The sequence below is a fragment of the Kribbella sandramycini genome, from assembly GCF_013131805.1.
In the GTDB taxonomy this organism is placed as follows: Bacteria; Actinomycetota; Actinomycetes; order Propionibacteriales; family Kribbellaceae; genus Kribbella; species Kribbella sandramycini.
The window spans coordinates 25,055-51,119 of the sequence record NZ_JABJRC010000005.1 but is presented as its reverse complement, the minus strand read 5'-3'; the positions used below and the strand labels follow the sequence as shown (position 1 = coordinate 51,119).

The 26,065-nt window shown below is 66.7% G+C and carries 23 protein-coding genes and 1 pseudogene; 9 read left to right on the top strand and 15 right to left on the bottom strand.

Annotated features, from left to right (window positions below; translation table 11 throughout):
- Positions 1–40 precede the first annotated feature (40 nt).
- Both HPO96_RS20970 and HPO96_RS20965 read right to left on the bottom strand, forming a co-directional pair.
- Entirely contained in the window at positions 41–3,661 is a 3,621-nt protein-coding gene (locus tag HPO96_RS20970; protein ID WP_171675221.1) for a S8 family serine peptidase, read from the bottom strand.
- A 110-nt stretch (positions 3,662–3,771) separates the two neighbouring features.
- Positions 3,772–4,182: a hypothetical protein gene (locus HPO96_RS20965; RefSeq protein WP_171675220.1), complete on the bottom strand. Its 411-nt coding sequence runs from the start codon at positions 4,180–4,182 to the stop codon at positions 3,772–3,774.
- 179 nt (positions 4,183–4,361) lie between these two features.
- Here HPO96_RS20965 and HPO96_RS20960 point away from each other — a divergent pair, with 179 nt between their 5' ends.
- Positions 4,362–5,003 (top strand): helix-turn-helix transcriptional regulator, encoded by a 642-nt coding sequence (locus tag HPO96_RS20960; RefSeq protein ID WP_171675219.1) that lies wholly within the window; start codon positions 4,362–4,364, stop codon positions 5,001–5,003.
- Between the two features lie 6 nt (positions 5,004–5,009).
- Here the strand turns inward: HPO96_RS20960 and HPO96_RS20955 are convergent, their stop codons facing one another.
- The 6 genes from HPO96_RS20955 to HPO96_RS20930 all read right to left on the bottom strand — a co-directional run bounded on the left by HPO96_RS20955 (position 5,010) and on the right by HPO96_RS20930 (position 11,101).
- Positions 5,010–5,813, bottom strand: a complete 804-nt coding sequence (locus tag HPO96_RS20955) for an FHA domain-containing protein (RefSeq protein ID WP_202886251.1) — start codon at positions 5,811–5,813, stop codon at positions 5,010–5,012.
- A gap of 2 nt (positions 5,814–5,815) precedes the next feature.
- Positions 5,816–7,636 carry a serine/threonine-protein kinase gene (locus HPO96_RS20950; protein ID WP_171675218.1) on the bottom strand — a complete coding sequence of 607 codons (1,821 nt, stop codon included), beginning with the start codon at positions 7,634–7,636 and terminating at the stop codon, positions 5,816–5,818.
- Between the two features lie 105 nt (positions 7,637–7,741).
- Positions 7,742–8,110 carry a hypothetical protein gene (locus tag HPO96_RS20945; RefSeq protein WP_171675217.1) on the bottom strand — a complete coding sequence of 123 codons (369 nt, stop codon included), beginning with the start codon at positions 8,108–8,110 and terminating at the stop codon, positions 7,742–7,744.
- A gap of 148 nt (positions 8,111–8,258) precedes the next feature.
- Positions 8,259–9,236 carry an L-threonylcarbamoyladenylate synthase gene (locus HPO96_RS20940; protein ID WP_171675216.1) on the bottom strand — a complete coding sequence of 326 codons (978 nt, stop codon included), beginning with the start codon at positions 9,234–9,236 and terminating at the stop codon, positions 8,259–8,261.
- A gap of 36 nt (positions 9,237–9,272) precedes the next feature.
- On the bottom strand, positions 9,273–10,178 hold the full coding sequence (locus HPO96_RS20935; RefSeq protein ID WP_171675215.1) for an oxidoreductase: 906 nt from the start codon (positions 10,176–10,178) through the stop codon (positions 9,273–9,275).
- On the bottom strand, positions 10,175–11,101 hold the full coding sequence (locus tag HPO96_RS20930) for an alpha/beta hydrolase fold domain-containing protein (protein ID WP_171675214.1): 927 nt from the start codon (positions 11,099–11,101) through the stop codon (positions 10,175–10,177). Before HPO96_RS20930 ends, HPO96_RS20935 begins: the two co-directional genes overlap by 4 nt.
- Before the next feature lie 102 nt (positions 11,102–11,203).
- Here HPO96_RS20930 and HPO96_RS20925 point away from each other — a divergent pair, with 102 nt between their 5' ends.
- A complete protein-coding gene (locus tag HPO96_RS20925) occupies positions 11,204–11,656 on the top strand; it encodes an ester cyclase (RefSeq protein ID WP_171675213.1) in 453 nt (150 codons plus the stop codon).
- An 88-nt stretch (positions 11,657–11,744) separates the two neighbouring features.
- Entirely contained in the window at positions 11,745–12,512 is a 768-nt protein-coding gene (locus tag HPO96_RS20920) for an alpha/beta fold hydrolase (RefSeq protein ID WP_171675212.1), read from the top strand.
- Here the strand turns inward: HPO96_RS20920 and HPO96_RS20915 are convergent.
- Both HPO96_RS20915 and HPO96_RS20910 read right to left on the bottom strand, forming a co-directional pair.
- Complete coding sequence (locus HPO96_RS20915) at positions 12,501–13,073, bottom strand: TetR/AcrR family transcriptional regulator (protein WP_171675211.1); 573 nt, start codon at positions 13,071–13,073, stop codon at positions 12,501–12,503. The two genes, HPO96_RS20920 and HPO96_RS20915, sit on opposite strands and share 12 nt — an antisense overlap.
- 55 nt (positions 13,074–13,128) lie before the next feature.
- The gene (locus HPO96_RS20910; protein WP_171675210.1) at positions 13,129–13,719 is read right to left on the bottom strand and encodes a sigma-70 family RNA polymerase sigma factor; all 591 of its coding nucleotides are present in this window, start codon (positions 13,717–13,719) and stop codon (positions 13,129–13,131) included.
- 190 nt (positions 13,720–13,909) lie between these two features.
- Here HPO96_RS20910 and HPO96_RS20905 point away from each other — a divergent pair, with 190 nt between their 5' ends.
- The 5 genes and pseudogenes from HPO96_RS20905 to HPO96_RS20885 all read left to right on the top strand — a co-directional run.
- Positions 13,910–14,260 carry a hypothetical protein gene (locus HPO96_RS20905; protein ID WP_171675209.1) on the top strand — a complete coding sequence of 117 codons (351 nt, stop codon included), beginning with the start codon at positions 13,910–13,912 and terminating at the stop codon, positions 14,258–14,260.
- Entirely contained in the window at positions 14,257–14,703 is a 447-nt protein-coding gene (locus HPO96_RS20900; RefSeq protein ID WP_171675208.1) for a MerR family transcriptional regulator, read from the top strand. The genes HPO96_RS20905 and HPO96_RS20900 overlap by 4 nt, the downstream gene beginning before the upstream one ends.
- Positions 14,704–14,824: 121 nt before the next feature.
- Positions 14,825–17,677 carry a hypothetical protein gene (locus HPO96_RS20895; protein WP_171675207.1) on the top strand — a complete coding sequence of 951 codons (2,853 nt, stop codon included), beginning with the start codon at positions 14,825–14,827 and terminating at the stop codon, positions 17,675–17,677.
- Between the two features lie 454 nt (positions 17,678–18,131).
- A complete protein-coding gene (locus HPO96_RS39680; protein ID WP_171675206.1) occupies positions 18,132–19,778 on the top strand; it encodes a HEPN domain-containing protein in 1,647 nt (548 codons plus the stop codon).
- 290 nt (positions 19,779–20,068) lie between these two features.
- Positions 20,069–20,382: pseudogene (locus tag HPO96_RS20885) on the top strand (transposase); the annotation flags it as partial.
- A 110-nt stretch (positions 20,383–20,492) separates the two neighbouring features.
- Here the strand turns inward: HPO96_RS20885 and HPO96_RS20880 are convergent.
- The 4 genes from HPO96_RS20880 to HPO96_RS20865 all read right to left on the bottom strand — a co-directional run bounded on the left by HPO96_RS20880 (position 20,493) and on the right by HPO96_RS20865 (position 23,681).
- Complete coding sequence (locus tag HPO96_RS20880; protein WP_171675205.1) at positions 20,493–21,848, bottom strand: hypothetical protein; 1,356 nt, start codon at positions 21,846–21,848, stop codon at positions 20,493–20,495.
- A 294-nt stretch (positions 21,849–22,142) separates the two neighbouring features.
- Complete coding sequence (locus HPO96_RS20875) at positions 22,143–22,442, bottom strand: hypothetical protein (RefSeq protein ID WP_171675204.1); 300 nt, start codon at positions 22,440–22,442, stop codon at positions 22,143–22,145.
- Between the two features lie 21 nt (positions 22,443–22,463).
- Positions 22,464–22,757, bottom strand: coding sequence for a hypothetical protein (locus HPO96_RS20870; RefSeq protein WP_171675203.1), 294 nt, complete (start codon positions 22,755–22,757; stop codon positions 22,464–22,466).
- Between the two features lie 348 nt (positions 22,758–23,105).
- Positions 23,106–23,681: a hypothetical protein gene (locus HPO96_RS20865; protein WP_171675202.1), complete on the bottom strand. Its 576-nt coding sequence runs from the start codon at positions 23,679–23,681 to the stop codon at positions 23,106–23,108.
- A 134-nt stretch (positions 23,682–23,815) separates the two neighbouring features.
- On the opposite strand from HPO96_RS20865, the gene HPO96_RS20860 reads away from it, so the two are divergent.
- Positions 23,816–24,127, top strand: coding sequence for a D-Ala-D-Ala carboxypeptidase family metallohydrolase (locus HPO96_RS20860; protein ID WP_238355375.1), 312 nt, complete (start codon positions 23,816–23,818; stop codon positions 24,125–24,127).
- 78 nt (positions 24,128–24,205) lie between these two features.
- Here HPO96_RS20860 and HPO96_RS39675 read toward each other — a convergent pair whose 3' ends face one another.
- On the bottom strand, positions 24,206–26,017 hold the full coding sequence (locus HPO96_RS39675) for a DUF4209 domain-containing protein (protein WP_171675201.1): 1,812 nt from the start codon (positions 26,015–26,017) through the stop codon (positions 24,206–24,208).
- Positions 26,018–26,065: the final 48 nt, after the last annotated feature.

The following is a 26,065-nucleotide window of genomic DNA, read 5'->3' as shown; positions in this document are numbered from 1 at the left end:
CGCAGACCCGGTGCGGGCCGGGTCTGCCTCACGCGAGGTGCTACTTCAGGCGGTAGGCCCGGTACGTCGTCTGCACAATTTGGTTGCCTTTAGCATCTGATGCGGCCGATCGCAGAGACACCATGCCTTCGGCCGGGTGCCGGATTGTCGCGGTCCAGCCGGTGGCGCTGTTTCGGAGTACGGCTGGAGTCCAGGTCGCTCCGTCGTCGTAGGAGACTTCGACCTTGCGCGGCTGCCCGCCGGAGACCGTCACCGGGATGGTGACCGATCGGCCGGCCGGGGCATTCCCGAGCAGGTCGACCGGTGGGTTCAGGCGGACGCCGAGCAGCGGCAGCTCGGTCGGCTTGCTGGTTCTGGACGAGGTGAAGGTCCAGTCCGCAGTGACTCGGGTGGCCAAGGGCCAGGACGGGTCGGTACGGCGGACCTCAGCGGTCAGGCGGTATCGGCCAGTGGCTGCCGGAACTGTGAACACGCCGGAGTCCGGGGAGCCGGTCTTCCCGATCAACTTGCCGGCCGCGTCGTAGAGCGCGGTCTGGCCCTTGTCGGTGAAGCCGAGCTCGTCGGGGTCGGCGAGAGCGGTGTGACCGGCGGCGTCCGTCAGCAACGGCACGAGAACGTCAAGCTTGTCTCCGTCGCGATACGCCTGGAGCGGGCGCTCCTCGCCCCGGTCCCGCAACCTGCCGAACCCTGGACCGTGCACGGGCTTGTTCCAGTTGACCGTCAGCTGCTCACCGGGCCGATAAGTGCGGTCCACGCCCCGGAACGACTGCTCGGGCGCCTTCCCGGCGCCCTGCTTGATCCGCACCATCGGGGACCAGACGACGGGCCCTGGCGAGTAGTACTCGGTCCGCTGATAGGGCGCAGGGAGAGCGCCCGACCAGATACCACTCTCCAGATAGAAGTCGCCGACCGTGGTGTCGAAGTCGGTGTAGGCCGTACCGCCCGGCAGCGCCGAGTGGTACGCGGCGTTCACCTTGGCCAGTTGGTGATCGCGCAGCCGGTAGAACGGATTCGCCGGGATCTTCCCGAGCTCCGGGATCGCCAGCTCGTAGCGGTACGGGCTGGTGCCCTTGCCCTCGAACGTCAGCCGCTGCCCGGCGAGCCCAACCGCGGCCGGATAGTCGACGGACATCAACGGAATCTCCGTTTCGTCGACGGACAACGGGAGCGGTTCACTCCAGTAGAACAAGGCGGCCGCGGCCCCGGCGGCCCGCAGCCGCGCGACCGTCTCGTTGATCACGTTGCCGTCCGCGGCCGTCAGGGTGAACAAGGCCAGTTTGCCGGTCAGATCCCGGCCTTCGAGATCCTCCGCGCGACCCCGCCCGGCGTCCGCGGCCTCGAACGTCTGCTTGCCGACGAACTCGGCCGTGTCCGGCGCCCATGCGAGCGCCAGCTCCGGCTTCCCGACCAGACTGATCCCGGTGTGTTCCAGCTGAGCCCTTGTGTAGTAGGCGAAGTCCGCATGGGTTGTGGTCGGGATGGCGTACTGGTCCGGGCCGAGGCCGAGCATCGCTCCGGCAAGGCGTCCTTCCGAACTGACCATCATGCCGAAGGTGCCGCCGGCTCTGGCATCCCCGCGGTCGACCTGGACTCCGGCGGGCCGGCCGTCCCGGGCGTCGACGCGGACCACTTTGTCGGCCCGGACGTCGAGCTCGCCGATCGCGGCCATGGTGACAGCCGGCCGGACCTTGCCGGGAACCGGTGTGTCAACCGCGCCGAACACGGCGTACTTGCCGGCTGGGAGGCGCAGCTTCTCACCCGCCAGGACGAGCTCCATGCGTCGATCCCAGTCGTCGAGGCTCTGCACCACGGCGGTGCCGCCCGAGCTGCCGGTCGGCAGGGTCTTGCCGTTGCGGTCGATCGCCGTGAACGCGAGGTCGTAGCTCTCCGGCTCGATGAAGATGCCCAGCGTGGTCTGGACCACGATCGCCTGGTCAGCGGTCGAGGCGGTGATCCGGCCGCTGTAGGTCCCGGTGGCCAGCCCGTCCGGCGCCGCCGTCACCGTCACGTCGGCCGATCCCTTGGCGGGAACAGTGACCTTGTCCGTAGCCAGTTTCGCGCCTGCGCCGGCTTGGCCGTCCTGGTTGCGGAAGTCGAGGCGAAGTCCCAAGGTGACCGGCTGGTCGCTGTCGTTGCGATAGGTGACCTTCTTGTGCTGCTCCGGCGGATTCGCGCTCGGCCAGCGCACGGCCTGGAAGCTCACGCTCGCCGGTACGACCGACACCGGTTGCGCCACAGCGCGGGCGGCGTCGACCCGGCCGGTGCCCTGGGCGAACACGCCGGCCTGAATCGGCTTGGCGCTGGACATCAAGCTCGCCTTGAGCTGCGCCGCCGTCCAGGTCGGGTACTTGCCGGCCAGGATCGCGGCCGCGCCGGCGACATGTGGAGACGCCATCGAGGTCCCCGACAACTGCGCATGCTGCTCGTCGACCGCGACGTCGTCCAGTGTGCCTGCCGCCCGAGCGGCGACGATGTCCGAGCCAGGCGCGGCCAGATCCGGTTTCAGCGCGTGGTCACCGAGCCGCGGCCCGACCGAGGAGAACTCGCTCAGCTCGTCCTGTTTGGTCACCGAGGCCACCGTCAGCGCCGCATCCGCGCTGGCCGGGCTCGAGACCAGCCCGCGCGGGCCGCTGTTGCCGGCAGCAACGACAAACAGGGTTCCGGTGGACTCGGTCAGCCGGTTCAGCTCGGCCGACAACGGATCCGTACCGTCGGTCTCCGAGCCGCCGAGACTCAGGTTGACCACCTTCGCGCCGCTGGCGGCCGCCCACTGCATCCCGGCGATGATCGCGTCGAACGGACACTCGACGGTGTTGCAGACCTTGCCGATCAGCAGGTCCGCGCCCTTGGCCACCCCGGTGTACTTCCCCTGGGACGCCGTCCCCCGGCCGGCCAGGATCGATGCGACGTGGGTCCCGTGCCCGACCGTGTCCTTGATGCCGTCGCCGATGAAATCCTTGCTGTCCTTGACCGCGCCGACCAGGTCGGGATGGCTCGGGTCGTAACCGCTGTCGAGGACGGCGACCTTCACACCGGCGCCGGTGTGCCCGCCCTGCCAGGCCGTCGGCGCACCGATCTGGGGCACGCTGACGTCCAGCAAAGGCTTCGCTCGCCCGTTCAGCCAGACCTTCGTACCAGCCGGCAGCTTGCCGAGCTCGAGCGGCGCACCAGCTTTCCGTACTACGACCGCATCCAGCCCGCCGGACGGCAACGACCGGGTGACCTTCCCGAACCCGAGCGCCTTCCGCGCCTTGCTTCTGACCAGCAACGGGATCTCGGCGGTGTGCGCGTCGTCCAGCCGCTGCCGGACCAACCCGGTCACGTCGAACAACGAACGATCGAGCACTCCAGACTTGACCAGCGGCAAGGCCTCGATCGGTATCACCGTCACCTTGTCCTTCGTCACCTGCCGGAAGAACCCGCCCGCCGGGCCTCCGACCGGCCGGACCGGATCGATCTTCACCTCCCACGAATCTCCCGCCGGCCTGACGGTCACCTTGTCACCGGTCACCAGCGTGACCGTCGCCGTCCGCCTACCTTCATCTCCGGGCCGCACCGGCGGCCCACTGCTCGGCGGCGCAGCCGCGCTGCCGTACGGAACCGCCAGCGCGGTCGCCAGCACCGCCATCGCGGTGACCAGGATCCGACCATGTCGCCTCATCAAACGTGCCTCCTCGATCTAGCCAACGCGGTTAGTCACACGCGTCAGCCGAACGAGGTTGCAGACGTCCGAAGCTTTCGACCGACGTCGAACCGTCGATCAGCATCGCGCTACGAGGCGGCGATCACGGCATTCGGCAGCTCGCCGGCGATCTTGAACGTCCAGCGATCATGCAGCCGGTCGTACGACGGGTACTCGGCCAGCGTCGCCGTCCGGTAAACGCTCTTCGTGTGATCCGCGTTGTCGTACACCGCCGCGAAACTGACATTCGGCTCGCCGTTCTTGATCAACTCGAGCCCGACCCCGATCCCGTACACGAACACCTTGGTAATGGTCTGCCGCCCGAACGTCAGCACATTCACCCCAGTGACCCGGTTCGCCACCGAGTACTGCGTCATGTAATACGTCGTCCGCCCAGCCGGACTGACCTCGGGCTCCCCGGCCGGAGCAGCCGACGCGCTCAACGGCGCAAGCACCGACATCGAAACGGCCAACAGCAACAACGCAACGCACTTCTTCATACCGAACGACTCCGCACAGACGAAAGCACTGACGTCCTCGAGCCTCGCCGACCGCGCGACCCGAATCCCAGGTCATTCGAGGGCCGGATTCCGTTCACTTCACGCGCGGATTGGGGACCGGTCCCGGAGGTCTGGTTGTACAAATCTTGGGACGCTCATCTCCCGGGGGGACGACGACCATGACCTTCACGACGCTGGCCAGGCGGGCCGGTTCGGAGCAGACGCCTGCGGCGGGCGGGGTTGGCGCCTTGCTGGCTGGAGCGGGTGCGGAGGTGATCGCGATCAGCAGTTTGGCGCCGACGGGGGCGACGTTCGGGCCGAGTGACGTTCGGTCCGGGGTGCGGTACCGCGCGCTCTTTCCCGACAGTGTGCGGACCACGCCGGCTTGGTCGCGTCACATTCGTGCGTTGGCGGAGTACGGGGTTTCGGTTCGTACGACGCCGGTCGTGATGGTGAACGCACTCGTCATCGACGGCAGGACCGTTGTGCTACCTGCCGACGGAGTTGACAGAGGTGTTGCTGTGCTCCGGCTGAACAGCGTGCTTGCGGCAACGATCGGGTACTTCGAACGGGCCTGGTCCGAAGCTGTGCCGGTCGTCGGCGCCGATGTCGTCGTCGCGGCCGAGCTGTCCTGGCGGGAGCAAGAGGTCCTGCGGTTGATGGCGCTCGGGTGCACCGACGGGCATATAGCCGCTCAGGTCGGGGTCTCCGTGCGAACCGTCCGCCGGATGATCGCTCAGTTGATGAGCCGCCTCGGTGCCCGCAGCCGATTTCAGGCCGGGGTGAAAGCCGCCGACCGAGGCTGGTTGCTGGATCGCTGAGGCAGATCAGGACGGCGGCAGCTGGTCGCCGGACAGCTCCAGCCACTCCAGATCCATGGGCACGATCGTGGTGGACTGCACGAGCTCCCAGATCAGATTGACCGTCAAGGTCAGGCCGACCGGTTCGCCGACCTCCTCACGGCGCAGCCCGGCGACGCCGGCGTCGGAGAGCCGTTGCCGCAGGCGCGAAACGATGTGTTCGACACGCTTCGCGGTCCAGACCTCGTTGGGTCGCAGGTCGGCGAGCTCGGCCGCGGCCTGTTGTCTGGTCAATGGAAGGGGCTGCAGATCGTAGGCCAGGTAGCGCTGCGCGAGGACTGTGAGCGTCAGATGTTCTTCAGGAGCCAGCCGCCAGCGCTTCGGCGGCACTGTCAGCTGGCTCGGCCGCGGCTGGGCGGCGCGGCCGTCGCCGTCCGAGACGAGGACCTCCAGAAGATGCTCACGCTGCCGGTTCCCACGCAGGAAGAGCATGGTGTGGCCGACAGCCAGCGGGAGCGGATCGCCGCCGGTGTGGAGCAGTACGGCGTTCGACACCCGGATCGGAAGGCGGCCGTGATTGCGCAGCCACCACCGTCCGTCCTGGTAGCTGAGGGTGCCGTGCACGCGGCTGATCCGTACGTCGTTCTCGCCGATGCACAGGTCGACGGCCGGCCGATTGCGCCCGAAGCTGATCTCCGCGTTGGGCGCGGGCGGCACGACGAGGTTCTCGGTGACGGTGAGGACGCTCAAGGTGCCCGGTTGCGCTTCGCCCGGCGCGTGCTGAAGGCTCCGGAACTGGTTGAACTTCGCTCTGCGCGGGGTCCGCTCCATGGTCAACCCGCGTCCGGGAGTCGTCGTACGACGGCCTCGGCGGCGGCCTCTGTTCGCGCGCAGACCGTCGTCGGATCCGCAGCGGTGGGGTCTTCCAACACGACGGAAACCACCTCTTGGCGCTGTTCCGGTGTGTCCTCCAGAACGGGCAGCTTCGGGGTGTATTGGCGGTGTACCACCATCGCGGTACAGGTGGTCTTGTCGTCGGGATCGGGGATCAGACGCGCGTTCCGGCTGCCGACCTTGATGACTTTGCCGCCATATTCCGCATCAGGTTCGATCGGCCACACGCGAGTGAACTTGATGCTGAGCTCGCTACGCCCGGCCTCCCAGGAACATCCCCAGTTGCCGAAGTCCGCAACCGGCGGCTCGCTGGGCTTGCCGAACGCTTGACCGGCGTCTGCGCCGTCCACCAATCGGCAGGCGTCGACCTTGTCCAGCGAGTTCGCCGGCAGTTCCGGCCGTCGCGCCGGCGGACCGTTCAGCACGACCGTCAGCGCATCCAGGATGAGCGCGTTCGCGATCGGACAGAGCCGAGTCTGCTCCGCCTTGTCGAGGCGGGTCGTCACGAGCGTGACCCGGTTGGTGTCGGGGAGATTGAACGACCGCTCGCACCTGTCCGTCTTCTCATCGGGCCGCTCGATCTCGCCCAGCACACCCGGTCGCACCGGACGCGACGGGTACTCTTCCGGGCCGGTCAACACGAGATGGGACTGAACCTGGCCGATGCCTTCGTCCAGATTGCTCGTGATCACGCAGGTCGCGAAGCCATCGACTTCAGGGTCGACGTAGGCCTTTCCGAACTCGCGGAGGGCCGTCACCGGGATCAGCGCGCAGGGATCGGCCGTCGCTGGATCGGACCCGAGCCCGATCGAGTTCGGCGGCGGCGTCGTCGTTGGCGGTGCGGCTGTTTGCGGTGCCGAGCCGCGGGGGAGCAGCCAGCCGAGGAGGACGGCGCCCACCACGACGATCGCGGCGGCTGCCGTCAGCATCGCGTTACGTCGTACCGTTCGAAGTCGCTGCTGCCAGGACCGGCGCGGCAGATCGTGCCCCTGCAGCAGACCGGCGGCCGCGGCCGCCGAGGGGCGACGCGCCGGGTCCGGTTCCATCAGGGCATCGAGCAGCGGTGCGAGCCGGCGGGCGAGCTGGTGTGGGATGGGCGACCCCTTCGCCGCCCGGTTCATCTGGGCGAACGGCCCGTCGCTGCCATCTCCCCAGGGGGACCGGCCTTCGACGGCCGCGTAGAGAGTGGCGCCGAGCGAGAACACGTCGGAGGCGGCAGTCGCCTGCCCACCGTTCGCGATCTCGGGCGCGACATAGCCCACCGTGCCCGTCAGCTGAGCGCCGCCGGTCTGCGTCACCTCTGCCCAGCGAGCGATCCCGAGGTCGGTGAGCTTGACGACATCGTCGTCGGTGACGAGGACATTGGCCGGTTTGAGATCGCGATGCACGATGCCACGCTCGTGAATCGCGACCAGAGCCGTGGCCAGTTGCACGCCGATCCGCAGGACGCGCGCCTCCGGGAGCGGTCCGTCGACTTCGATGATCCGATCCAGGCTCATGGCCTGCACGTACTCCGTCACGAGCCACTGCGCGTCGCCATCGGCCACCGTGTCGAACACCGTCACCACATTGGGGTGCAGCACCCCCGCGCCGACCTTGGCCTCGCGACGGATCTGCCCGGCGCTCCCCGCGATCGCTCGTTTCAGCGCCACCTCCCGACCCAGCTCCAGGTCCGTGGCGCGCCAGACAGCACCCATACCGCCCTGGCCAAGTTCTTCCTCAAGGCGGTACCGGCCGGCAACGAGAGAGCCAGAGTGCATCAGCCAATCCTAGAAACCCACGCCGCCGCGGGCCACTTCGGCCGGTGCGGCCGGCCAATGGGCTCACCAAGAGCAAGTCTGTGGTGAGCCCCCGCGCGGTCTGCGTCAGCAGTTGTTGATCGTGCCGGTCGTGCTCGTGACGTTACCCGCCCAGATCCAGCCGACGACGCCGGACGACGTGTCGCGGGCCAGGTACCACGGGTTGCCGTCAGCGCTGCGCTTCGTACACCAGATCGCCCCGGTGCCCTCGCGGTTGCTGTAGGCGCAGTAGCTCGCGCCCGGCCCCTTACGGTACGGCGAGCCCGCCTTGGCCTGCAGGAATCCGTTCGAGTTGTTCGGCCCGCCCACCACCGTGTTGTTACAAGCGCTACTCCCGGCAGCGGCAGTCCCAGCTGCAACCGCAGTGGTCCCCGCAGCCATCACAATCATGGCCGACCCGACGGCGAACACCTTGCTGATGCGAAGCGACTTCACAGTTTCTCCCCATGACTTGCCTACCCTCCCCACTCCGGAGAGGCGCCGCAAAATGTGCCACGCCCACCTATCGCATGCAATAGGTGACCACCCCCTGACCCACAGTGCTCATTGTCACGTTTACATCGATGCAGCGTGCGTTGAGGGGTCAGGCGGTTGGGCGGGGGCCGCCGGCGCGACCGAGGCGGTTTGCGATCGCTGCGCCGAGGCCTTCGGTTGCGGGTAGGGATGCGATGACGACGTCGCAGTGCTGACGGTCGAACTCGCGGAGGTAGCCGTACAGGTCGTGGGCGTAGGCGGCCAGCGATTCCGGGACGGTGCGGACGAAGTCCGCGGTGATCGACGTCCTGGCGAGGGTCGGCGGCAGTAGTACGCCGACTCGGTGGCCGAGCTCGCGGGCGTGGTCGGCTTCGAGCGCGATCTTGTCGGGATCGACGAGCAGGACGCGCGCATTCGGCGCGTAGTGCGAGGGGTGCTGGCCCGGGACCCGCACCGGGCTGGTCTCCGGAGCGTCGAGGGGCTGACCGAGAACTGCTTCGAGCTCCTCACGTGTGACCCCGCCCGGCCGCAGCACGCTGAGCTGCGGGCCGGTGGCGTCGACGATGGTCGACTCGATGCCGACGGCCGACGACCCGCCGTCCAGAACGACTGCGACAGCGTCCCCGAGCTCTGCGCGGACGTCGTCCGCGGTCGTCGGGCTCACCGAGCCGAAGCGGTTCGCGGACGGCGCCGCGACCCCGCCGCCGAAGGCCGACAGCAGCTCGAGCGCGACCGGATGGTCGGGGACGCGCAACGCGACCGTCTCCAGCCCGCCGGTCGTTTCCAGCGGGATCCGCCGGCTACGGCGAAGCACCAGCGTGAGCGGCCCCGGCCAGAACCGCTCGGCAAGTACGCGAGCCGCCGCCGGTACGTCGTCCGCCCAGTCGTCCAGCTGCTCAGCGGACGCCAGATGCACGATCAGCGGATGTGACGTCGGCCGGCCCTTGGCCGCGTAGATCCGACCCACCGCAGCCGGATCCTCGGCGTTGGCCCCCAGCCCGTAAACGGTCTCCGTCGGGAAAGCCACCAGCCCACCGGCCCGCAGCACATCAGCCGCGGCCGCAATCTCTGCACGCCCACCTGTCACGAACCGCCATTCTGCCACCAGCAGCTAGAGCGCGATCTAGAGGTCGTACTTCGTATCCGTCAGCCGTTCGCTCTCCTCCCAGAGTCGCCCGGCGTCGTCGGCGTCCTTGGGGAGGGCGACCGGTTTGGGGGTTCCGGCGGTCTGATTGTTCGCGGCCGGGCCGTAGAAGCCGCCGTTCACGACGTCGGGGCTGGTCGCGGCGTACAGCGACGGCCAGGCCGCGCCTTCGGGGGTGCCCATCACTGCGCGCCGGGTCAGCGCGATGACGAGGCGGGATATCGGGCCGGTGCTGTGCCGCTGCAGGTTCGTGAGCGCGGAGCCTGGGTGGACGGCGATCGAGGTGAGCTTCGTTCCGGAGCCGCGGCGGGCGAGTTCCTGAGCGAAGACGATATTGGCGCGTTTCGACTTCGCGTACGCCGCCATCGCGCTGTAGCGCCGGGTGCTCTGCAGGTCGGTCAGCCGCCCGGAGCGCCAGGTGCCGGCGATTGCGCTGACGGTGATCACCCGAGGCGCTTCCGCGCGCAGCAAGGCGGGGAGCAGGCCGGCGGTGAGGGCGAAGTGGCCGAGGTGGTTGGTGCCGAAGGTGAGCTCGAAGCCGTCGGTCGTCGTCCGCCGGTCGGGGACGTTCATGACGCCGGCATTGTTGAAGAGCCAGTCGATGGTTTCGGTCGCGGCGACGTGGGCTGCCGTGGTCCGGATCGAGGCCAGCGAACCGAGGTCCAGGAGCGAGGTCTCGACGGCGGCGTTCCGGACGGCCGCGCGCAGTCCGTGGGCAGCTTCGTCGAGTTTCGCGCGGCTGCGACCGGCGAGGACGACGCGGGCGCCGTGCCGGGCCAGGACGAGGGCGGTCTCCCAGCCGATGCCGCTGTTCCCGCCGGTGATGTACGCCGTCCGCCCGGTCAGGTCGCCGATCCGCTCGGGGCTCCAGGTCTGATTGGTCACGGTTTCTCCTGACTGGGGTGTTCGGGATCGATCCGGTCGTAGGCGCGGCGGAGGTGGTCGCCGATCATGAAGACGGCTTCGCGGGCGACGGCGACGGGTTTGTTGTGGGTGAAGCCGTGATCGACACCGGCGAATTGGCGATGTGTCACGTCGACGCCGAGCCGGGTGAGGTTGCCGGCCAGCTCGTCCATCTCGTGGCGCAACGTGTCGTGTTCGCCGGTCATGATCAGGGTCGGCGGGAAGTCGGCCAGCCGCGGGTGCAGCGCGACCGAGACCTTCGGGTCGTGCGGGTCGGCGCCGAGGAAGTACGTCCGCCGGGCCAGGCCGATCAGCTGTGCCGAGACGATCGGGTTGGGGATCGGACTGGTGCGCGTCTCGTCGGGCCGGGACAGGTCGGCACAGCCGAACTCCGAGGTGAGTGCCAAGGGCAACGGGAGTCCGTCCTCGATCGCCTGGGCGACGACGTCCATCGCGAACTTGCTGCCGGCGCTGGCGCCGCCGATCGTCAGCCGCGAGATGTCCCAGCCTCGGGTTTCTCCGTTGGCCAGGATCCAGCGGTAGACGTCGTAGTTCTGCTCCTCGGCGATCGGCCAGCGGACGTCCGGCGCGGTGTCGTAGTCGGGGACGACGACCACCGCGCCGAGTTCTGATGCCAGGTACCTGGCGATGCTGCCGTCCTGCCAGGGCGCGCGGATGATGAACGCGCCGCCGTGGATGAGGAGATGTACGGGTGCCGGGCCGGCGGTGGGCGGCGAATAGACGAGCGCCCGGATCTCGCCGTGCCGAGTAGGAATGACCGCTCGGGCGGGCCGGCGGATGCGTTGGGTGGCGAACTCCAGTTGCCTGCTGGACCAGAGCAGCCGCATCAGGATCGGGAAGACGAGCTGGAACCTCCGCGCCCGGCGGATGTCGGCCCTACGCATGGCTGGCGGGCTCATCGGCGACCTCGATTCGCTGTGATTGAAGGGCGGCGGCAACCAATCTAGAGTCTAACTAACTGGTTAATCAATTGAGGAGGGTCGGCGATGGGTGCTGGGCAGGAGCCGCACGCGGTTGCGGTCGAGGTCGTCACGCGATTCATCGAGCAAGTCGTGAACGGCGGCCGGGTCGAGCTGATCGACGAGCTGTGGCATCAGGATCTGGTCTGGTCGGGCGGCAGTCTGGGCGAGCAGCACGGCATCGAGGCATTCCGCAAGATGCTGGGCAGTGGCGGTGGCTGGGTCGGCCTCCGGCTGACGGTGCTCGGCGTCTACGGGCGTGCCGACACCGTCGTGGTGCAGTTCACCAACAGTGGGCGCCGGGCCGGCCGGCTGTTGCGCGTCCTCCCTTTCACCAGCCGTGCCGCGACGTGGAACGGTGTCGGCGTGTACGTCGTCCGCGACGGCAAGATCGCCCAAGGCTGGTTCGTCGAGGACGTCGTCGCGATGCTCCGCGGGCTCGGCCTGCGTGGCGCTCTGGACCTGATGACGCGCCGCTGATCCCGGTTGCCACCAGCAACCGATTGACAGGGTGGCCGAAACTTCTCTATAACTAACCGGTCAGTCAATTCATGAGGTGAGGACGCGGATGCGGCAACTCAGCTGGGACCTGATCGGATCGGGCCCGCCCGTGGTGTTGATCGGAGGGACGAACAGCACGACCGCGCAGACCTGGGGAGCGACGGTCGAGTTGCTCGCCAAGGATCACACGCTCGTCATGCCACAACTTCCGGGAACCGGGGCGAGTCCCTTGCCGGACGGCGAACTGGACGCCGCGACCATCGCCGGCCAACTCGTCCGCTGTGCGCTCGATGCCGGATTCGACCGGTTCGCGGTCGCGGGGGCGTCGCTCGGCGGTCCGCTGGCGCTCAAGGTCGCCGCGCTTTTCCCGCAACATGTCGGGCAAGTGGCGACGTTGTGCGGGTACGCCGCGCCGCGGGCCGGTCTGCGGATGCGTCTGGAGCTGTGGGAGCGATTGATCGACAGCGGGCCAGAGGTGATCGGCCGGCTGTTGCTCGTCCTCGGAATGCCGGACGCGACCGCGGAGGCGCTTCCGGCCGAGGCTTTACAGCAGATGATCACGATGTTGGGCGGTGATCAGCAGCCAGGCCTGCTCGCGCAGTTGCGGCTCGCGCGATCGATCGATGTCCGATCCGACTTGACGACGATCGCCGTACCGGCGCTGGTCATCGCCGCGCGGCAGGACAACTTCGTCGATCCGGCGCACTCCCAGCTGATCGCCGAGTCGATCCCCGGGAGCGAGCTGCTGACTCTCGAAGGAAGCCACGGCCTCGCGCACGAGGCCGCGCTCGACGTGGCCGCCGCCATCGCCCGGCTGGTTCGCTCAGCTCCTTGAGGTGGTCAACTGCTCGACGGCCTGGACGACGGCCTTGCGTCGGGCGGTGACCGCGGCGCGGCCGGCGGTGGTGACCGGCTCGGGTGTGCCCTCGGACCAGGCCGTCGCCATCGAGACGACCAGCGTGATCAGCAGGCCAGGCGGTAGCTCTGCCCGCACCGCACCAGCTGCTTGAGCTGCCGCCAACGCCTTCGACTTGGCCGAGTTGGCCTTTGCGATGGCCGCGAGATCCGCGTTGGCGACTCCGCGCTCGAGGCTGTGCCACCGCGCGAGCCGCATCAACTGCGGATGCGAGAAGTGGAAGTCGAACAACCGCCCGGCATAACCGGGCAGATCGTCGGCCGTGAACGGCACGGCGTCGACGATCTCCGCGACTGCAGCCTCGAAGACGATGTCGAACAAGGCGTCCTTGCTGCCGAAGTGCACGTACAGCATGTTCTTGTTGTACCCCGCCGCGGCGGCGATCCGATCCACCCGAGCGCCGGCAATCCCGTGCTGGGCGAACTCGTCCGTCGCCGCCTTCAGCAGCAGAGCGCGCGTGGCGGTGGAGTTTCGGGCCATGACCTGATCCTAGGTGAAGCACGCGTAGTAGCTGACCGGTTAGTCAGCGAAGGGCTCAGCGCGCCGCAGACCGTGGCTCCGGGGGTTCGTCGGTGAAGGCTGCGTGGGCGGCGGACTGTCCGCGGAGTTTGTTGGTTGCGCGCCATTGGAGTTGTTTGATGGCGCCTTCGGTGCGCTCCATCGCTTGGGCGGTCTCGGTGATCGAGAGGCCGGCGTAGAAGCGCAGGAGCAGGCATTCGCGCTGGTCGGCCGGCAGGCGGTCGAGAGCTGCGCGGAGCGCCTCGGCGCCGAGAATGCCGATCGCGGCCTCCTCGGGCCCGGCTGCCTGGTCTACCTGAGGGTCGAAGTCGTCGGTGACGACGGCGAGCCGGCTCCACGCCGAGCGGTGGTGGTCGATGACGACGTTGCGCGCGATGGTGATCAGCCAGGCGATGAAGTCCAGGCTGCGCTCCGGCCTGCGGGTGATCGATCGGAACGCCCGTACGAAGGTCTCGCTGGTCAGATCCTCCGCCAGGGCGCGCGACGACGTCTTGCCGTAGGCGTAGCGGAAGATCGTGGTGACGTGCTGGTCGTAGAGCTGAGCGAAGGCATCGACGTCCCCGCCTTGCGCCTGCTCGACCAGCTGCTCTACTTCACCGGCGTTCACCGCTGTCGCTCGGACGAGCGGTCACCGAGTACTGCCTCACACGTGATGGTCATGCGCTTCCTGGCCCCGTTTCGCAGTCAGCTACATCGAAAGATCACGAAAAGGTTACCGAACCCAGAGCTCTGTGTCACCAAAAATCGCCAAGAGTAATGTTGCATCCGGTACTCAGGTACGGGTTTACCGTCGAGACATGACCTCAGAACCTCCCGCCGATCTCGATTGGGCGCCGCAAGCCTGCACGTTGCCGACGGCGGCGCGACCGCTGCGGCTCGCCGAGTTCGATGAGCTGTTCCGAACCGGCCTGCTCGCGCTCGACAGACTGAGCCCAACCGCGCTCCGCCTACACCTGACCGCCGCGTCGGAACCGACGGCCCGGGATCTGACGGCCCGGGAATCGAGCTGCTGCTCCTTCTTCACCTTCGACCACCTCACGACGCCCTCCGATGGCCTACTCCTCGACGTGACTGTGCCGACCGAGCATGTCGACGTACTCGACGGTCTGGCCGCACGAGCAGCTGCTGCCGCAGAGGTGACAACATGACGGAGAGCGGTCTGCGCAGTGGCCAGCTCGCCGACGCGGCCGGCGTCAATCTCCAGACCCTTCGGTACTACGAACGCCGCGGCCTCCTCGCCGAGCCCGCTCGCACGCTCGGCGGCCATCGCCTCTACCCGCCGGAAACCGTCACCCTCCTCCGCGTCATCAAGGCCGCGCAACGACTCGGCTTCACCCTGGACGAGATCGCCGACCTCCTCGCGGCAGGCCGCCACCACCACGAGGCCACCCTGCAGAGCCGTGCACGAGAGAAACTGGCTGACGTAGAGGCCAAGATCGCCGATCTGACGGTGATCGCCGAGACGCTGCGCTCCACCCTCGCCGCCGGATGCGACGACCTCGTCGCCTGCGTGCACAAGCCACACTGCCCGCTGCCGTTCGCCGACCTGGCCAACGGCCCCGGCGCCACGGCGGCCACGGGCGCGCGGTAGGCGCGGTGCTGGTCCGCTGCGGCGCGGGATGTCTACATCGATGTAGACGATTGGCTCGGCAGGACGGGGTGCTCCCCGCGGTGGGTTAGCCTGCGCCGACGTCGAGTTGGGTGGAGGATTCGTGGGGTTGCTTCCTGGTTGGGCGATGGTGAGCGCGGAGTCCGGCCGACTCCTCGACCGGCCTGACGAGCTGGCCGCCGATCTCGCGTCGGTCCGGCACGAGGGCAATGGCGTGTATGCGATCACTACCCGTGCCAACGACCGCTTCCGGCTGGTCAAGCGCGTCGGCGCCCTCGATCCGGGTGTGACTGCCAGCTATGCGAGCAACGGGGACACGGTTGAGCTCACGCTCTCCGACCAGCTGACGAACGACGAGGTCGCCCCCGCGCTCGCCAGGGCACTGGCCGAGTCGGCGGCCGGCCTCCGCGGCGGCCGGCGGTACCGGGAGGATGCCCGGCTCTTCGGCCCCCACTCCGTCCCCGATCTCGACGCCGAACAGATCCCGGTCGACGCCGGCAACCGCGCCGAGCTGCGGCAGCGCGGCCGGATGGAGCAGCAGCTCGACAGCCGCTCGCGCCGGGCCGCGATGCGCGCCGAGATCCGCAAGCTCGCTCTCACCATGGGCGTCGCCGAAGGGCAGCCCAACGCCGAGCTGCTCCGCACCCTCCTCACCGAGGAAGAGCGCGCCATCCTGGACCGCGGCAAGGGGAGCGGCCGGGAGCCACTCGACGAGCGCGTCCGTCCCGCGGGGTACGTCGCGAAAAGTCTCGTCGGTTCCGGTACCGCAGCGGTGGCGGTCGGTGTCGCCGCGGCGGCGTTCACCGGCAACCCGTTGGTCGGTCTCGGCATCGCGGCTCCGACGATCGCCAACGCGGCCGCCGGCGCCCTCACCGAGCGGAAGCTGGACCGGCAGCGCACCGACGCCCGCCGACCGGCGTACAAGGAGGACGAGAAACAGCGCGCGTTCGACTACCCGGGCCTGCGCGGGAATCTCGACGGCGCCGAACCGGTCCGGCCCGACGTCGTCAAGTTGCCCAGGACGACAACCTGGGGCAACTACTTCCGCCGGCACCTCAAACCCACCCTGGCCGCGGCCGCTGTCGCCGGCGCGCTCACGCCGTTCGGCGTACCGGCCTGGTCGACCGCCATGGTGATTGCCTCCTCGGCGCTGGCCAAGTCGCTCGCCGAGCGACTCGTCGACACCAAGAAGATGGAGTTCCGGCTCAGTCGGGTCGACGCCACCGAACGGCACCGGCTCGCCGACCCGCAGCTGTACGTCAACCAGCTCGCCGCCGAGTTCACCGACCTGCAGGCCCGGCTCGACCGGGTGGTCGCGACCGCGGCAAACGCGCATGTCGCCCCTTCGTCCGAGGACGACCGGCCGCCCGGCCGCCAGGCCCCTGCGATGCCGCCGTCACCGCAGGACCTGCCCAGCGCCCCGCCGTTCACCGTCGCCCTCTCGGCCCAGCTCATCGAGAACGTCTCGGGCTCGGCACGCCGCATCTTCGTCGGCGGTACCCCGACCGCTGTCGACGTGGACCCGACCGCGCTGGCCCGCCATGTCAGCGTTCAGGCGGAGAGCCTGATCAACGCCGCCGGTCCCGGCCTGCTCGGCGCGATCACCGGCGCGATCGGAGACAAACACTTCCTCAGCCGGGACGAGGACGCCCGCTACTCCTCCAGGCAGTGGTACCTCCGGCACAAGCAGGCGACCCAGGCCGAAGCGCTCGCCGAGACCCTGGAGCCACGACTCGAACTGTTCCGGAGCCTCACCGAGAGCCTGGAGGAGCAGGTCGGCCTGCCGGTCGGCGCCGCGAGTCAGCACCTCCCCGTGGTCACCTCGCGACCGACCGGTCCACGGCCGATGGCTCAGGCGCCGAAGACGGCCTACGTCGCTCAGGTGGCCGCCGGCACCCTGGGCGGCACAGCCGGCGCCCTCGGCCTCGATCTCGTACTCGACCTTCCGGACCTCGCTGTCGTGATGACCGTCGCGGGTGGCGCCGGGTCCACGGTCGCCGGCCCGATCGCGCGCCGCGTCTTCCGTAATCATGAGATCGAGACCCACCTGGCGCTCGAGGACAACAAGGGCGTCCATGCCGTCGATCAGGCTGAGCTCAACGAGCAGCGGGCATTCTCGCGGTACCTGAGCACCCAGTTGACGATGCAGGCCGAGGCGTTCGTCCGCCGGACCGAACCGGTCCGGGTGACGTTGTCGCCGCCGGAGAGCTCGCCGTTGTACGCCGACCACGTCCGGGCCGCCGTCCGTCGCGCAGAGCTGGACAACGTCCCTCCGGGGCAGCCGGAGTCCCGCTACGACCAGGACGTCCGGTCCCAGCGGACGCAGGCGCTGCACCGCGTCGAGCACTGGGCAGCCGAGATCGATCGGACCCGCGGGGAGGCTTCCTGGGCGCTCGACCAGGCTCAGCGCAACACCCAGCACGCGATCAAGCTGTACGAATCGATTGCCGACGGCAACGGTCGGCGGCTGCCGTTCCCGGATCTGCGGACCGTGGACCCGGCCGCAGGCCGGCGGGTGGTGGGTGGACCGACCGACCAGGTGCGCGCCGGGGCCGAGCAGGCCGTTCGCCGGCTGGTCGCCGAGCCGGCCGGCAAGCCGCTCCTGCCCGAACGCCTGATCGCCCTGGAGCAGCTGACCCGCGCCGCCGACGCAGTGGATCATCACGCAACCCATGGCACCGACGAGTCCCGAGCGCACGTCCAGCAGCAGTTCGACAAGTCACTGGACGAGGCCCATCGCCTCTGGCGCGAGGCCGGCGTCCGCGACGGACTGTCGCTACCGGTACTCAGCGTGGTGAGCGAACCGGGCGGCGAAGCCGAGCACGCCGAGACGGGCGAGCTGGCTCACCTCCGGCGAATGATCGGCATCCCGCAAGGCGGTCTCGGTCCCACGAATCCGAGCACCGCCCCGCGCCGGGCACCGGCGCCAGGACGGCCGCAGGACCGCTCGCGCTGACAGCCTTCCGATACCCATCAGAACCAACCATCTTGCCTGCTTGTGGAGCCGACGAGGGGACTCGAACCCCTAACCACCGCTTTACCAGCCCGGGTTAGTCACTGAAACCTGGTGGTGCGCGTAAGTTGCCGCTGACCTGCTCGTTCTCGAACTGAGGGTGAGCATCAGTCGTCGCCAGTGGCCATCGGTTGTCGTTCAAAACAGTGAGTAAAACCGTGAGCTGCGGGCGACGAACGGCCCTTGCAGTGTCGACTGGTGGTGACACTTGGCCAGCTTTCTGATGAAACAGCACGCAATGGGGCGGTCCTTGACGCCGTCCGCCAGGATGCCCTGCTCGAGATGGCGAAGAGGATCGTGGTGGCGGGTGCTCGTGAGCGCCGAATCCTGGAGTGGATCGGCCCGGCGCGGCGCCGTTGAGAATGGCGAAACTTAGCTGACGCCGTAGATTGTGGCTGTGGACGACGACGGATGGCAGCGCCTGACCAGAGTCTTGGGGCATGACTGCCTGAGGTACTTGCTTGCCCGAGAGACGGCTACGCCCGACGACGCGTCATTGCCCACCGATCTGACGATCCAGCAGCTTGAAGTACTCAAGACCCTGGACGGAATGTTCTGGACCGACATCCCCGATGGGCTTGACCGCAGCACCTTGTACGAACGTCGCAACTCCGTTGCGGCCTATCTGTCGATGTTCCTTGAGAACGGCCGGCCGGAGCTGCTTCCGACCAGGGGCGGTAGTCGTTCTATCGCTGAGGAGCTGAGGCAAGCGAGCGGTGGACAGAGAGACGCATCAACGACCGACGACCCGGTTCTGAGATCGTTGATCCCGCTACTGGAGCATGCGTATCCGATGCTGCTGCTCCCCGTCGCCGGGCCAGGCATGTGGCCGAGTGTTGGTTCTCTGCATTGGCATCCGGCCGAGTCCGGCTTCCAAGAGTCGGTGATGAGTGACGGCCTGCTGCAGAAGCTCTTCTATGAGGAGCGTGAGCACGAGGGACGTCGTGGGACCTACCTGGGTCCGCTAGCCCGGGGCGGCATCCAGTTATCGATGTTCAGCACGACCTTGATCCTGAAAGCGTGGGATCTGGCCCGGCTGGACTCCATCGTTCCCAACCTCGAAGACGTCGTTACAAAGCTGCACTTCGTGGTCGGCGCGGTTCGTGAAGTCGTAGGTGGACGCAAGGTCGATCTGCCCGTGCGTATCGGATTCGCGGGTGTCCGTTTGCCGGACGAGTTCGCCGGATCGTTTCTTTCCGGCTGGCGTTTGCGGAGTGTGGATCGCCGCGACAGATGGATCATTGACCGTGCCGACATCCCAGGAGAAGCCGCGTCGACCGGACCTGATGGTGTCGATGTCAACATCGACTATGCGGGAAACGTCGTGCTCGAACTTGTGGCTCCCTATCGGGTCAAGTTAGGGAACATCGCCGACGATGTCCTGCCTCTGGACTTGGAGAACCACTTCAAAGACCTACATCAGACGATCGAACTGGTCCGCTTGGGGCTCGCGCTCGCTCCGTCTAGCGATCGAGGACTGGTCGCGCCGGCCTGGATTGCAACCGTCGACCTTCTGGCTCAAGGGTGGAATATCAACGTCTTCGACACGCGGAACTCCTACAAGCTGAAGCCCCAACGGCTCGAAGCAGACCAGGCTGAAGAGTGGATTAAGTGGGTCGATCTCATCCGCAGAGTCGAGGCGCGCAAGCGTATTCAGATTGCGCTGCGCAGATTCCTGCTCGCACTGACGGAGCGGAAGACACCGGAGGATGTTCTCATCGACTCCGTCATAGTCTGGGAGAACCTCTTTGGCGCAAACGGCGAGACCTCGCTTCGCGTCTCCGGAGCGCTGGCTTGGCTCCTGGGTTCCGACGCGGCTGACAGGAAGACGCTCAGATCCGAGTTCAACGCGATCTATGGGCTACGCAGCAAGATCGTCCATGGCTCGGCCGACATGAAGCCAAGCGAGATTGCGATGTCAGAAGCGGCGCTCGATGTAGCAGCGAGGGCTCTGCGGACCGTTTTCGAGCGCCGTCCTGACCTTCTGGATGACGCGGACAGCGCTGCGCGCAGCATTCGACTGCTGCTTGGCGATACGGACTGAGCTACATATCGATCCGGACGGGCCTGGTGTTTCGCAGCCCTCCCGCCATATGGCGCCAGGGCGTCGCGAACTTCTGAGCATTGCCGCAAGTGGTCGGTTGGTAAGAGGCGTCGACTCCCTTCGGCCGAACAGTCGGCACAGTCAGCAGCGATGGCTCCGTTCTGTCGATCGATTCGCTCGAGCTCGCGGTCCGCTGCGGCGTGGCCGCTCGGCGTTGCGAGGCGAAGTGGCGGACGGTGCAGCATAATCGAGCCATGGCCGTCGCGGGGTGCGCTGATGTGGCCGGCTGCGTTCTGCACACCGATCGCGGATCGCAATTTCGGTCCAGGAAGTTCGTGCAAGCACTCGGTCGCCACGGCCTGGTCGGCTCGCTGGGCCGGGTCGGCGCGGCCGGGGACAACGCCGCCATGGAAAGCTTCTTCGCGCTGCTGCAGAACAACGTTCTCGACCGGCGAATCTGGTCGACCCGTGACGAACTCCGGATTGCAATCGTCGCCTGGATCGAGCGCACTACCACCGCCGCAGACGCCAAGCCGCCCTCGGCCGATTGACCCCCATCGAGTACGAAACCATCATGACCACACCAGCCAGTCAGGCTGCGTGATCCAAACTGTCACCTACTCGTGCAGCAGACCATTTTCTCGCGCAGCGCCGTAGGCACGGTACCCTAGCCTTCAACCCAACAAGCCAGAGGTGCCGCCAACGTCCGGACTGCTACGTTCGTTTGCCTCGGACCTCCAAGATGTGTTGCTTCAGATCCTGCAGATACTTTCGTGAGTCCACATGTTGCGCCAATCGCAACGACTTGCCGCACTCGTGTTCCCACGCGTACATGTCGCCTTCTTCGCCCTTCGGGAGCACGGCCTCCTGAGCCAGAGCCAGAGCATCCTCGTCCCGACCGACTAGATGTAGAGCCAGCACGCGGTTCGCCGTTCCGATTAAAGGGAAGTCTCGGGAGTACAGAGACGAGCGTTGTAACGTGGCTAGCGCGGCGGCGGGGTCCATTGGCATCTGGCAGAAACCAAGGTTGTTCAGCACATTGCCGTCGTTCGGTGACAGGTCAGCCAGGCCGGCGAAGATGTCCGCGGCCGCTGCGTAGTTGCCTCCTTGAAGAAACTCGGCCGCCGGTACGACAAAATCGTCGGGGTCCAAGGCCTTGGGACGAGCCTCGGTGCGGATCTGCGCATTTGACTTCTTCAGGGCCAGCAACGCTGCTCGATCGACATCGACTCGTCGTTCGTTCAGCACCGTCCTTTTCAGAACCGTCGTGCCTTGTGTTCGTGCCTCCCACTCTTGCAGAAGGCTGGTCGTGGACCAGTCTTCTGCCCTCGTGATTGTGAATCGTTCCCAGATCCAGAGAGCGACTTCATCGGTCAAGTTGTCGTGAGCATCCAATGCCTTGAAGAGAGGAAAGGACGGAGCCTTCCACTGCAGAAAGCCATCGAGCTTGTTTGAGAGCAGCTGGTCGAGCCATGCGCTTGTCCGGAGCACAAACCCTTTTGACAAGATGTACCGGACCCCACGGTCCTCGGCGAGCCGCTCAAGAGCGGGAAGGTCTTGGCTCTGCTCGTCGTCCTCCGGATCAAGGTTCGGTAATCCTGTGGACTCGTTGCGCAGGGTCGGAGCACTCTCCTCAGCGCTCAGCCGACGATCCATTCCATCTGCCACTACGGCATCGATCAACGCGTCCCAGCCGACGGCGGCCTGCTCAGCCTTCTTGAGGGCGTCCGAGCTCGCTCCGGCGGCATCGTATGCGCCAGCTGCGCGCGCCCGCGGCACAAGCGCGAGAGTCCTAACCTCAAGTGCCACGTCGCGGAGCATCACAGTTCGTACGATGCGCTCAACAGGAAGCTCGCGGCGTTCGAGCTCAGCCCAGTAGTCCATTGCGCCGTACTTCATCGTGGGGCCGAGTATGAACTCGGGCCACTTTAACGCGGCACGGAGCCCCAACAGCAGGCTACTGGTGGTTTGAGCCGACAGCGGTTTGGCTCTGTCCTCAAGATAATGCTTCAGTGCGTCATACGGCGCCGAGCCAGCCGCGACACTTATCGGCAGCTCTCTGCCGCGCATGACGAGGCCCTTACTTTGAACCTCCCGAACAGGTCGCTCGGCTGCACCATACGCCGTGGCGACGTCCCTGCACTCCTCGTTGCACGTCGGTCCATCCGCACCGTCAACGTAGTAAGGGCAGGATGTCGTTAAAGATGGTCGAGTGCACGCGTCGCTGTAGCTAACGAGTGCGTCTAGGAGCAGATGTTGAACATGCAGAGGCAGCTCTGGCGGTAGCAATCGTCTCCCCCTCGATCAGCTGTACCGAAGTGGCTGATCATAGGGTGCCCCGGCGAGCTGGAAAATAGCAGAGAGTTACGGATGTGGTCCGAGGGTCAAGATCGTTATCGTGTCTTCGGAGGGCCCGTAGTGCCAGAAGATCCGCCACGCGCCGGGGGTGTGGTTCTCTACGTATGAGTCCCAAACCTCCTCGCCGGCAGAACCGTGCAGCGAAGAGTACTTGTGCGAGTTCAACGCCGGATAGCGTGGATCGCGCTCCAACTGTCCGAGCGCCTTGCGCACCTTCTTCAGCTTCACGGCGTACTGCGGCGAGGTCAGATCTTCTAGCACCTCACGTGCTTCCCGAGTGAAGACAAGCTTGAACGGTCCGCTCATGGCCGATTGTCCTCGCGTGAATCAGTCGTCGGACTCGTCGTCGGCGTACCGGGCGAAGCTCCCGAGGCTCTCCACCTCGCCGCTTGCGCTCTGTTCGAGTGCCTTCGCGAGGCTCTCCCGTAGTTGCTTGTCCTCCCAGACGAGCAACTCCCGCCGTGGCACCGTCGCCAACGGCGTCAGAAGGATCTCACCGTCATCGCTCACGGCGATCGCGTAGCGGTCGTCACGCCGCACGCCAGCTTTGCCGAAGGCCAGGCGGCCCCGCTCGTCAGCGACCACTTCTCCCATGGGCTTGAAACCTGAGTTCGTGTCCATATGGATTCTCCCCATCGCTCTCAATGACACTATACCCACGTACTCAACCGGGGCAATCCCCATATGTCACGATGTGGCGATGTAACGGTTACGTCTCATCTCGCTACGCAGCGTGGCTGACCGCGAGCGGACCGCATCCATGTGTCGCTCGGACGGAAAGCTCGCTCCGCGGCCACGCACCCCAGTCGCCCGCGTGGTGCCAAGATCCGACTCCTGGCGGAGATGTATGTCGCTGAGGTAAGCGGTCTGACGTTCCCAGGGAACAGAGCCCCGACCCGTACGACATGCCGCTGCCGGCATTCGGGCACAGGATGGACCCGACTGCTTCTCGCAGCTAGTCCGGGGGCTTCACTGCTCGGCCGGGGTGAGGAGATCCGCGAGACGTCTGGCTGATCGCTTTGGCGTTGTTGCATGGATCTCCCACCATGGCGGCTTGCGTGGTTGGCGTGGTCTCCTCGGCCCGTGACTTCGTTCGATCTCGAAGACTGACCGCCCGATGCTGAGGCCAAGCTCGAATGGCATGTCGTAGAAGCGCTCGCGATAGTGCCGCTGACCATGCAATAGGCCGCCGACTCCAAGTGCAATCTGTTCTAGCGAGTAGGCATCCCTTACGCCCGGCGAAACCCATCCATCCAGCAAGACAAAGCCGTGTGGGTTCGCCGCCTGTCTGTGAACCATCAGGCGCCGCCAGAAGCTTCGGGTGCGTCCGAACATGACGTACTGCTGACGAACGCCCTGGAACTCCAGCACATACAGGTGGTCGTCCGACGACGGATCGGCGTACTGCCCCAATTGCCGAACGACGGCAGCTTCCGCCCGTCGAATCTCGTCGTTGAACGGCGGGGCCGTGCTCCGTCGAGCCGAACTCGCTGAGCACAACGCACGTCGTGCTGCAGTGACGAGGTGCGCGTGATCAGGATCCACAGGCGCTAGTACAGGGGACGTCGGTGACATTGAAGGCAACTCTGGCACGGACTCATCCTGCAGGGCAGCGGCGATGGCTACGACGGCGGCCGAGTCCCTGCAGCAAAGGCCAAGGACAACGCGCTACGAGTGATGTGGAAGCTCGAGGCACTCCGGAAGAAGCTCGGCGATCGTCCGCTGACAGTGACGTCGGGTTTCCGGCATACCCAGGATGTGGCGATAACAACAACAGTCAGCATCACTACGGCAACGCAGCCGACCTGGTCTTCAGCACGGTATCACTCTGCACGATCGCGCTGGCGGCCCGCGACGCCGGTTTCAGCGGCATCTTCGGACCCGGCTACCCGGGCCACGACGACCACACTCACGTCGACAGCCGCCTCGAGAACGACGACGACGGCGTCAACCCGGCTGTGGTTTGGCGCGCCCCAAGCTGCGGAATCTAGTCCACTGCCAATCAACACCTGCCAACCATCTGACTGGCCGGCCCCGAGACGTCGAGGCCGGCCAGACTTACCGGCACTTCATGGCTCATCGACCTCGGATTGCCGCATCCGCCATACCGGCGTGACGACCAGACGCAGCAGGAGCCACCAGCAGTAGATGGCCGACGAACTCCAGCTCGCATCGTCGTCGAGGAGACCGTGCGCGATTTCGTTACGGAGGTTGGCACCCTCTTGTTCGGTGAGCAGTGCGCGGAGTTCGAGAGTGAGATCGCGGCCGAAGTGCTCTTCGATGCCGTCCTGCGCCAGGAGCGTGCCGAGTCCTTTCTCCGTCTCGACGCCAGTTGCCTCGTCCGTGAACAAGGTGTTCACACCGACCCGCTTCAGTTGGAAGCGGATCGCCTGCTCGGCCTGGGGGACCAACACTGACACGGCGGACGGAAAGTCGTCATTGACGCCGTGCCACAAGCCCCGAGCCCATAGCCGCTCGTGCCGCGGAGGGATCAGCGGCGCATCTAGACAAATGTCCATCAGGAACCGCAAAGGGTATCGGTGTTCGGCCAGAAGACGTTCCCGTGCGGGAAGGATGAGGCCGCTGGTAGTCAGGCCTACCCGGTGGCGAAAGTCTCGGACTACCTGGGTCCAGAGGTAGTCGTCGTCATCGATACCGCCGCTGGTGGCTATCTTGCGTCCGTCGCTGCTGTAGGTAGCTCGTTGCAGCAGCGCCGAGATGCTTCCGCTCGCCAGTTCTCTGGCCTGATCAAACATCTCGTCCCGGCTAGCGAGCGGTACGAGGTTGGCGAAGCACACGAGGGCCTCCAGCGGCCCACGCCCAGACACCGCAGCCTGAGCTTGTCGCGCGTACCGTGTGAGATCGACGGGCTCGCTCTCAACCGTGACCATGGCCTCCAACGTGGCGTGGCGAAGATCCTCGAGGCGATGCCGCAATTCTTCGAGGCGAGCATCCAACCCGTGGGTCTTCCGATAAGACCTCGGGAGGGTGCGAATCGTGGCGATCGCTCGCTCGATCTCAAATGTCGCTGCGAGTGCGCTTGACTCATCGGCTGCGAGTCGAGCATCCGCAGCTGCGATGTAGGTCTCCGCTACTCGCGCGCTGCAATCCGTCGCACTCGCGTTGGCACCGCACCGCCCGAACCAGGCCGCCGCTTGGCGCTCGAGGTGACGGGACAGACGGGGGTTGTACATCTTGACTTCCGCCGCGAGTCCGACAAGGTGCTCAGCCAACTGGCGGGCGGTGTCGCCAGGAACGCGGACAGCCTTCCCCAGCAGCTGGGAGATCTGGGTGGTGAGGAAACCGTCGTCTGCGTCTGCTCTGAGAATCACGTCGCGCATCGAGTCCCCCAGTGCGGCCATGACTTCGGTCCGCCGTCTGCCGAGCCGTTTAGCCAGCTGCAGCGCTCGCTGCCACGCTTCCTCGCTGCTACGGGCCCAGTGCTGGCGATCCAGCGGGAAGCTCCGGTACGTATCGACGGCGATGTCGAGGAGGTCCGATGCACCGCGATCGCCGTAGAACCAGGCGACATCTGCAACTCGCGCCCGCAGGCTGGCGTGCTCGATTGTCGGCGCGATCCGGCGAAGCAATGCGACCTGCTCTGGAGTGAGGTCCGCCGGCAGCGGCGACCGGTGGCCGTCCCAGACGATCGCCGGCCTAAACGGCTCCTGCCAGCTCTCAGGTGCCAGCATGGCCGAGGTGACTACCGCGAGTGCCTCTACGACCTGCCGCTCCCGGTCACCGAGGCCATCCTGCTTGAGGCGGCCTTCGAACTCGAGGGACAGCAGTTCCGGCTTTTCGAAAGGGTCAATCCCATCGAGTACCTGAGACCACCAGGCCGGATCGATCTCGTCGCCATCTGTCGCCGTGCTCTCATCCACTAGGCGCTCCCTTCCTCGCTGCAGCATCTCAGCTCACAGGCGACATCA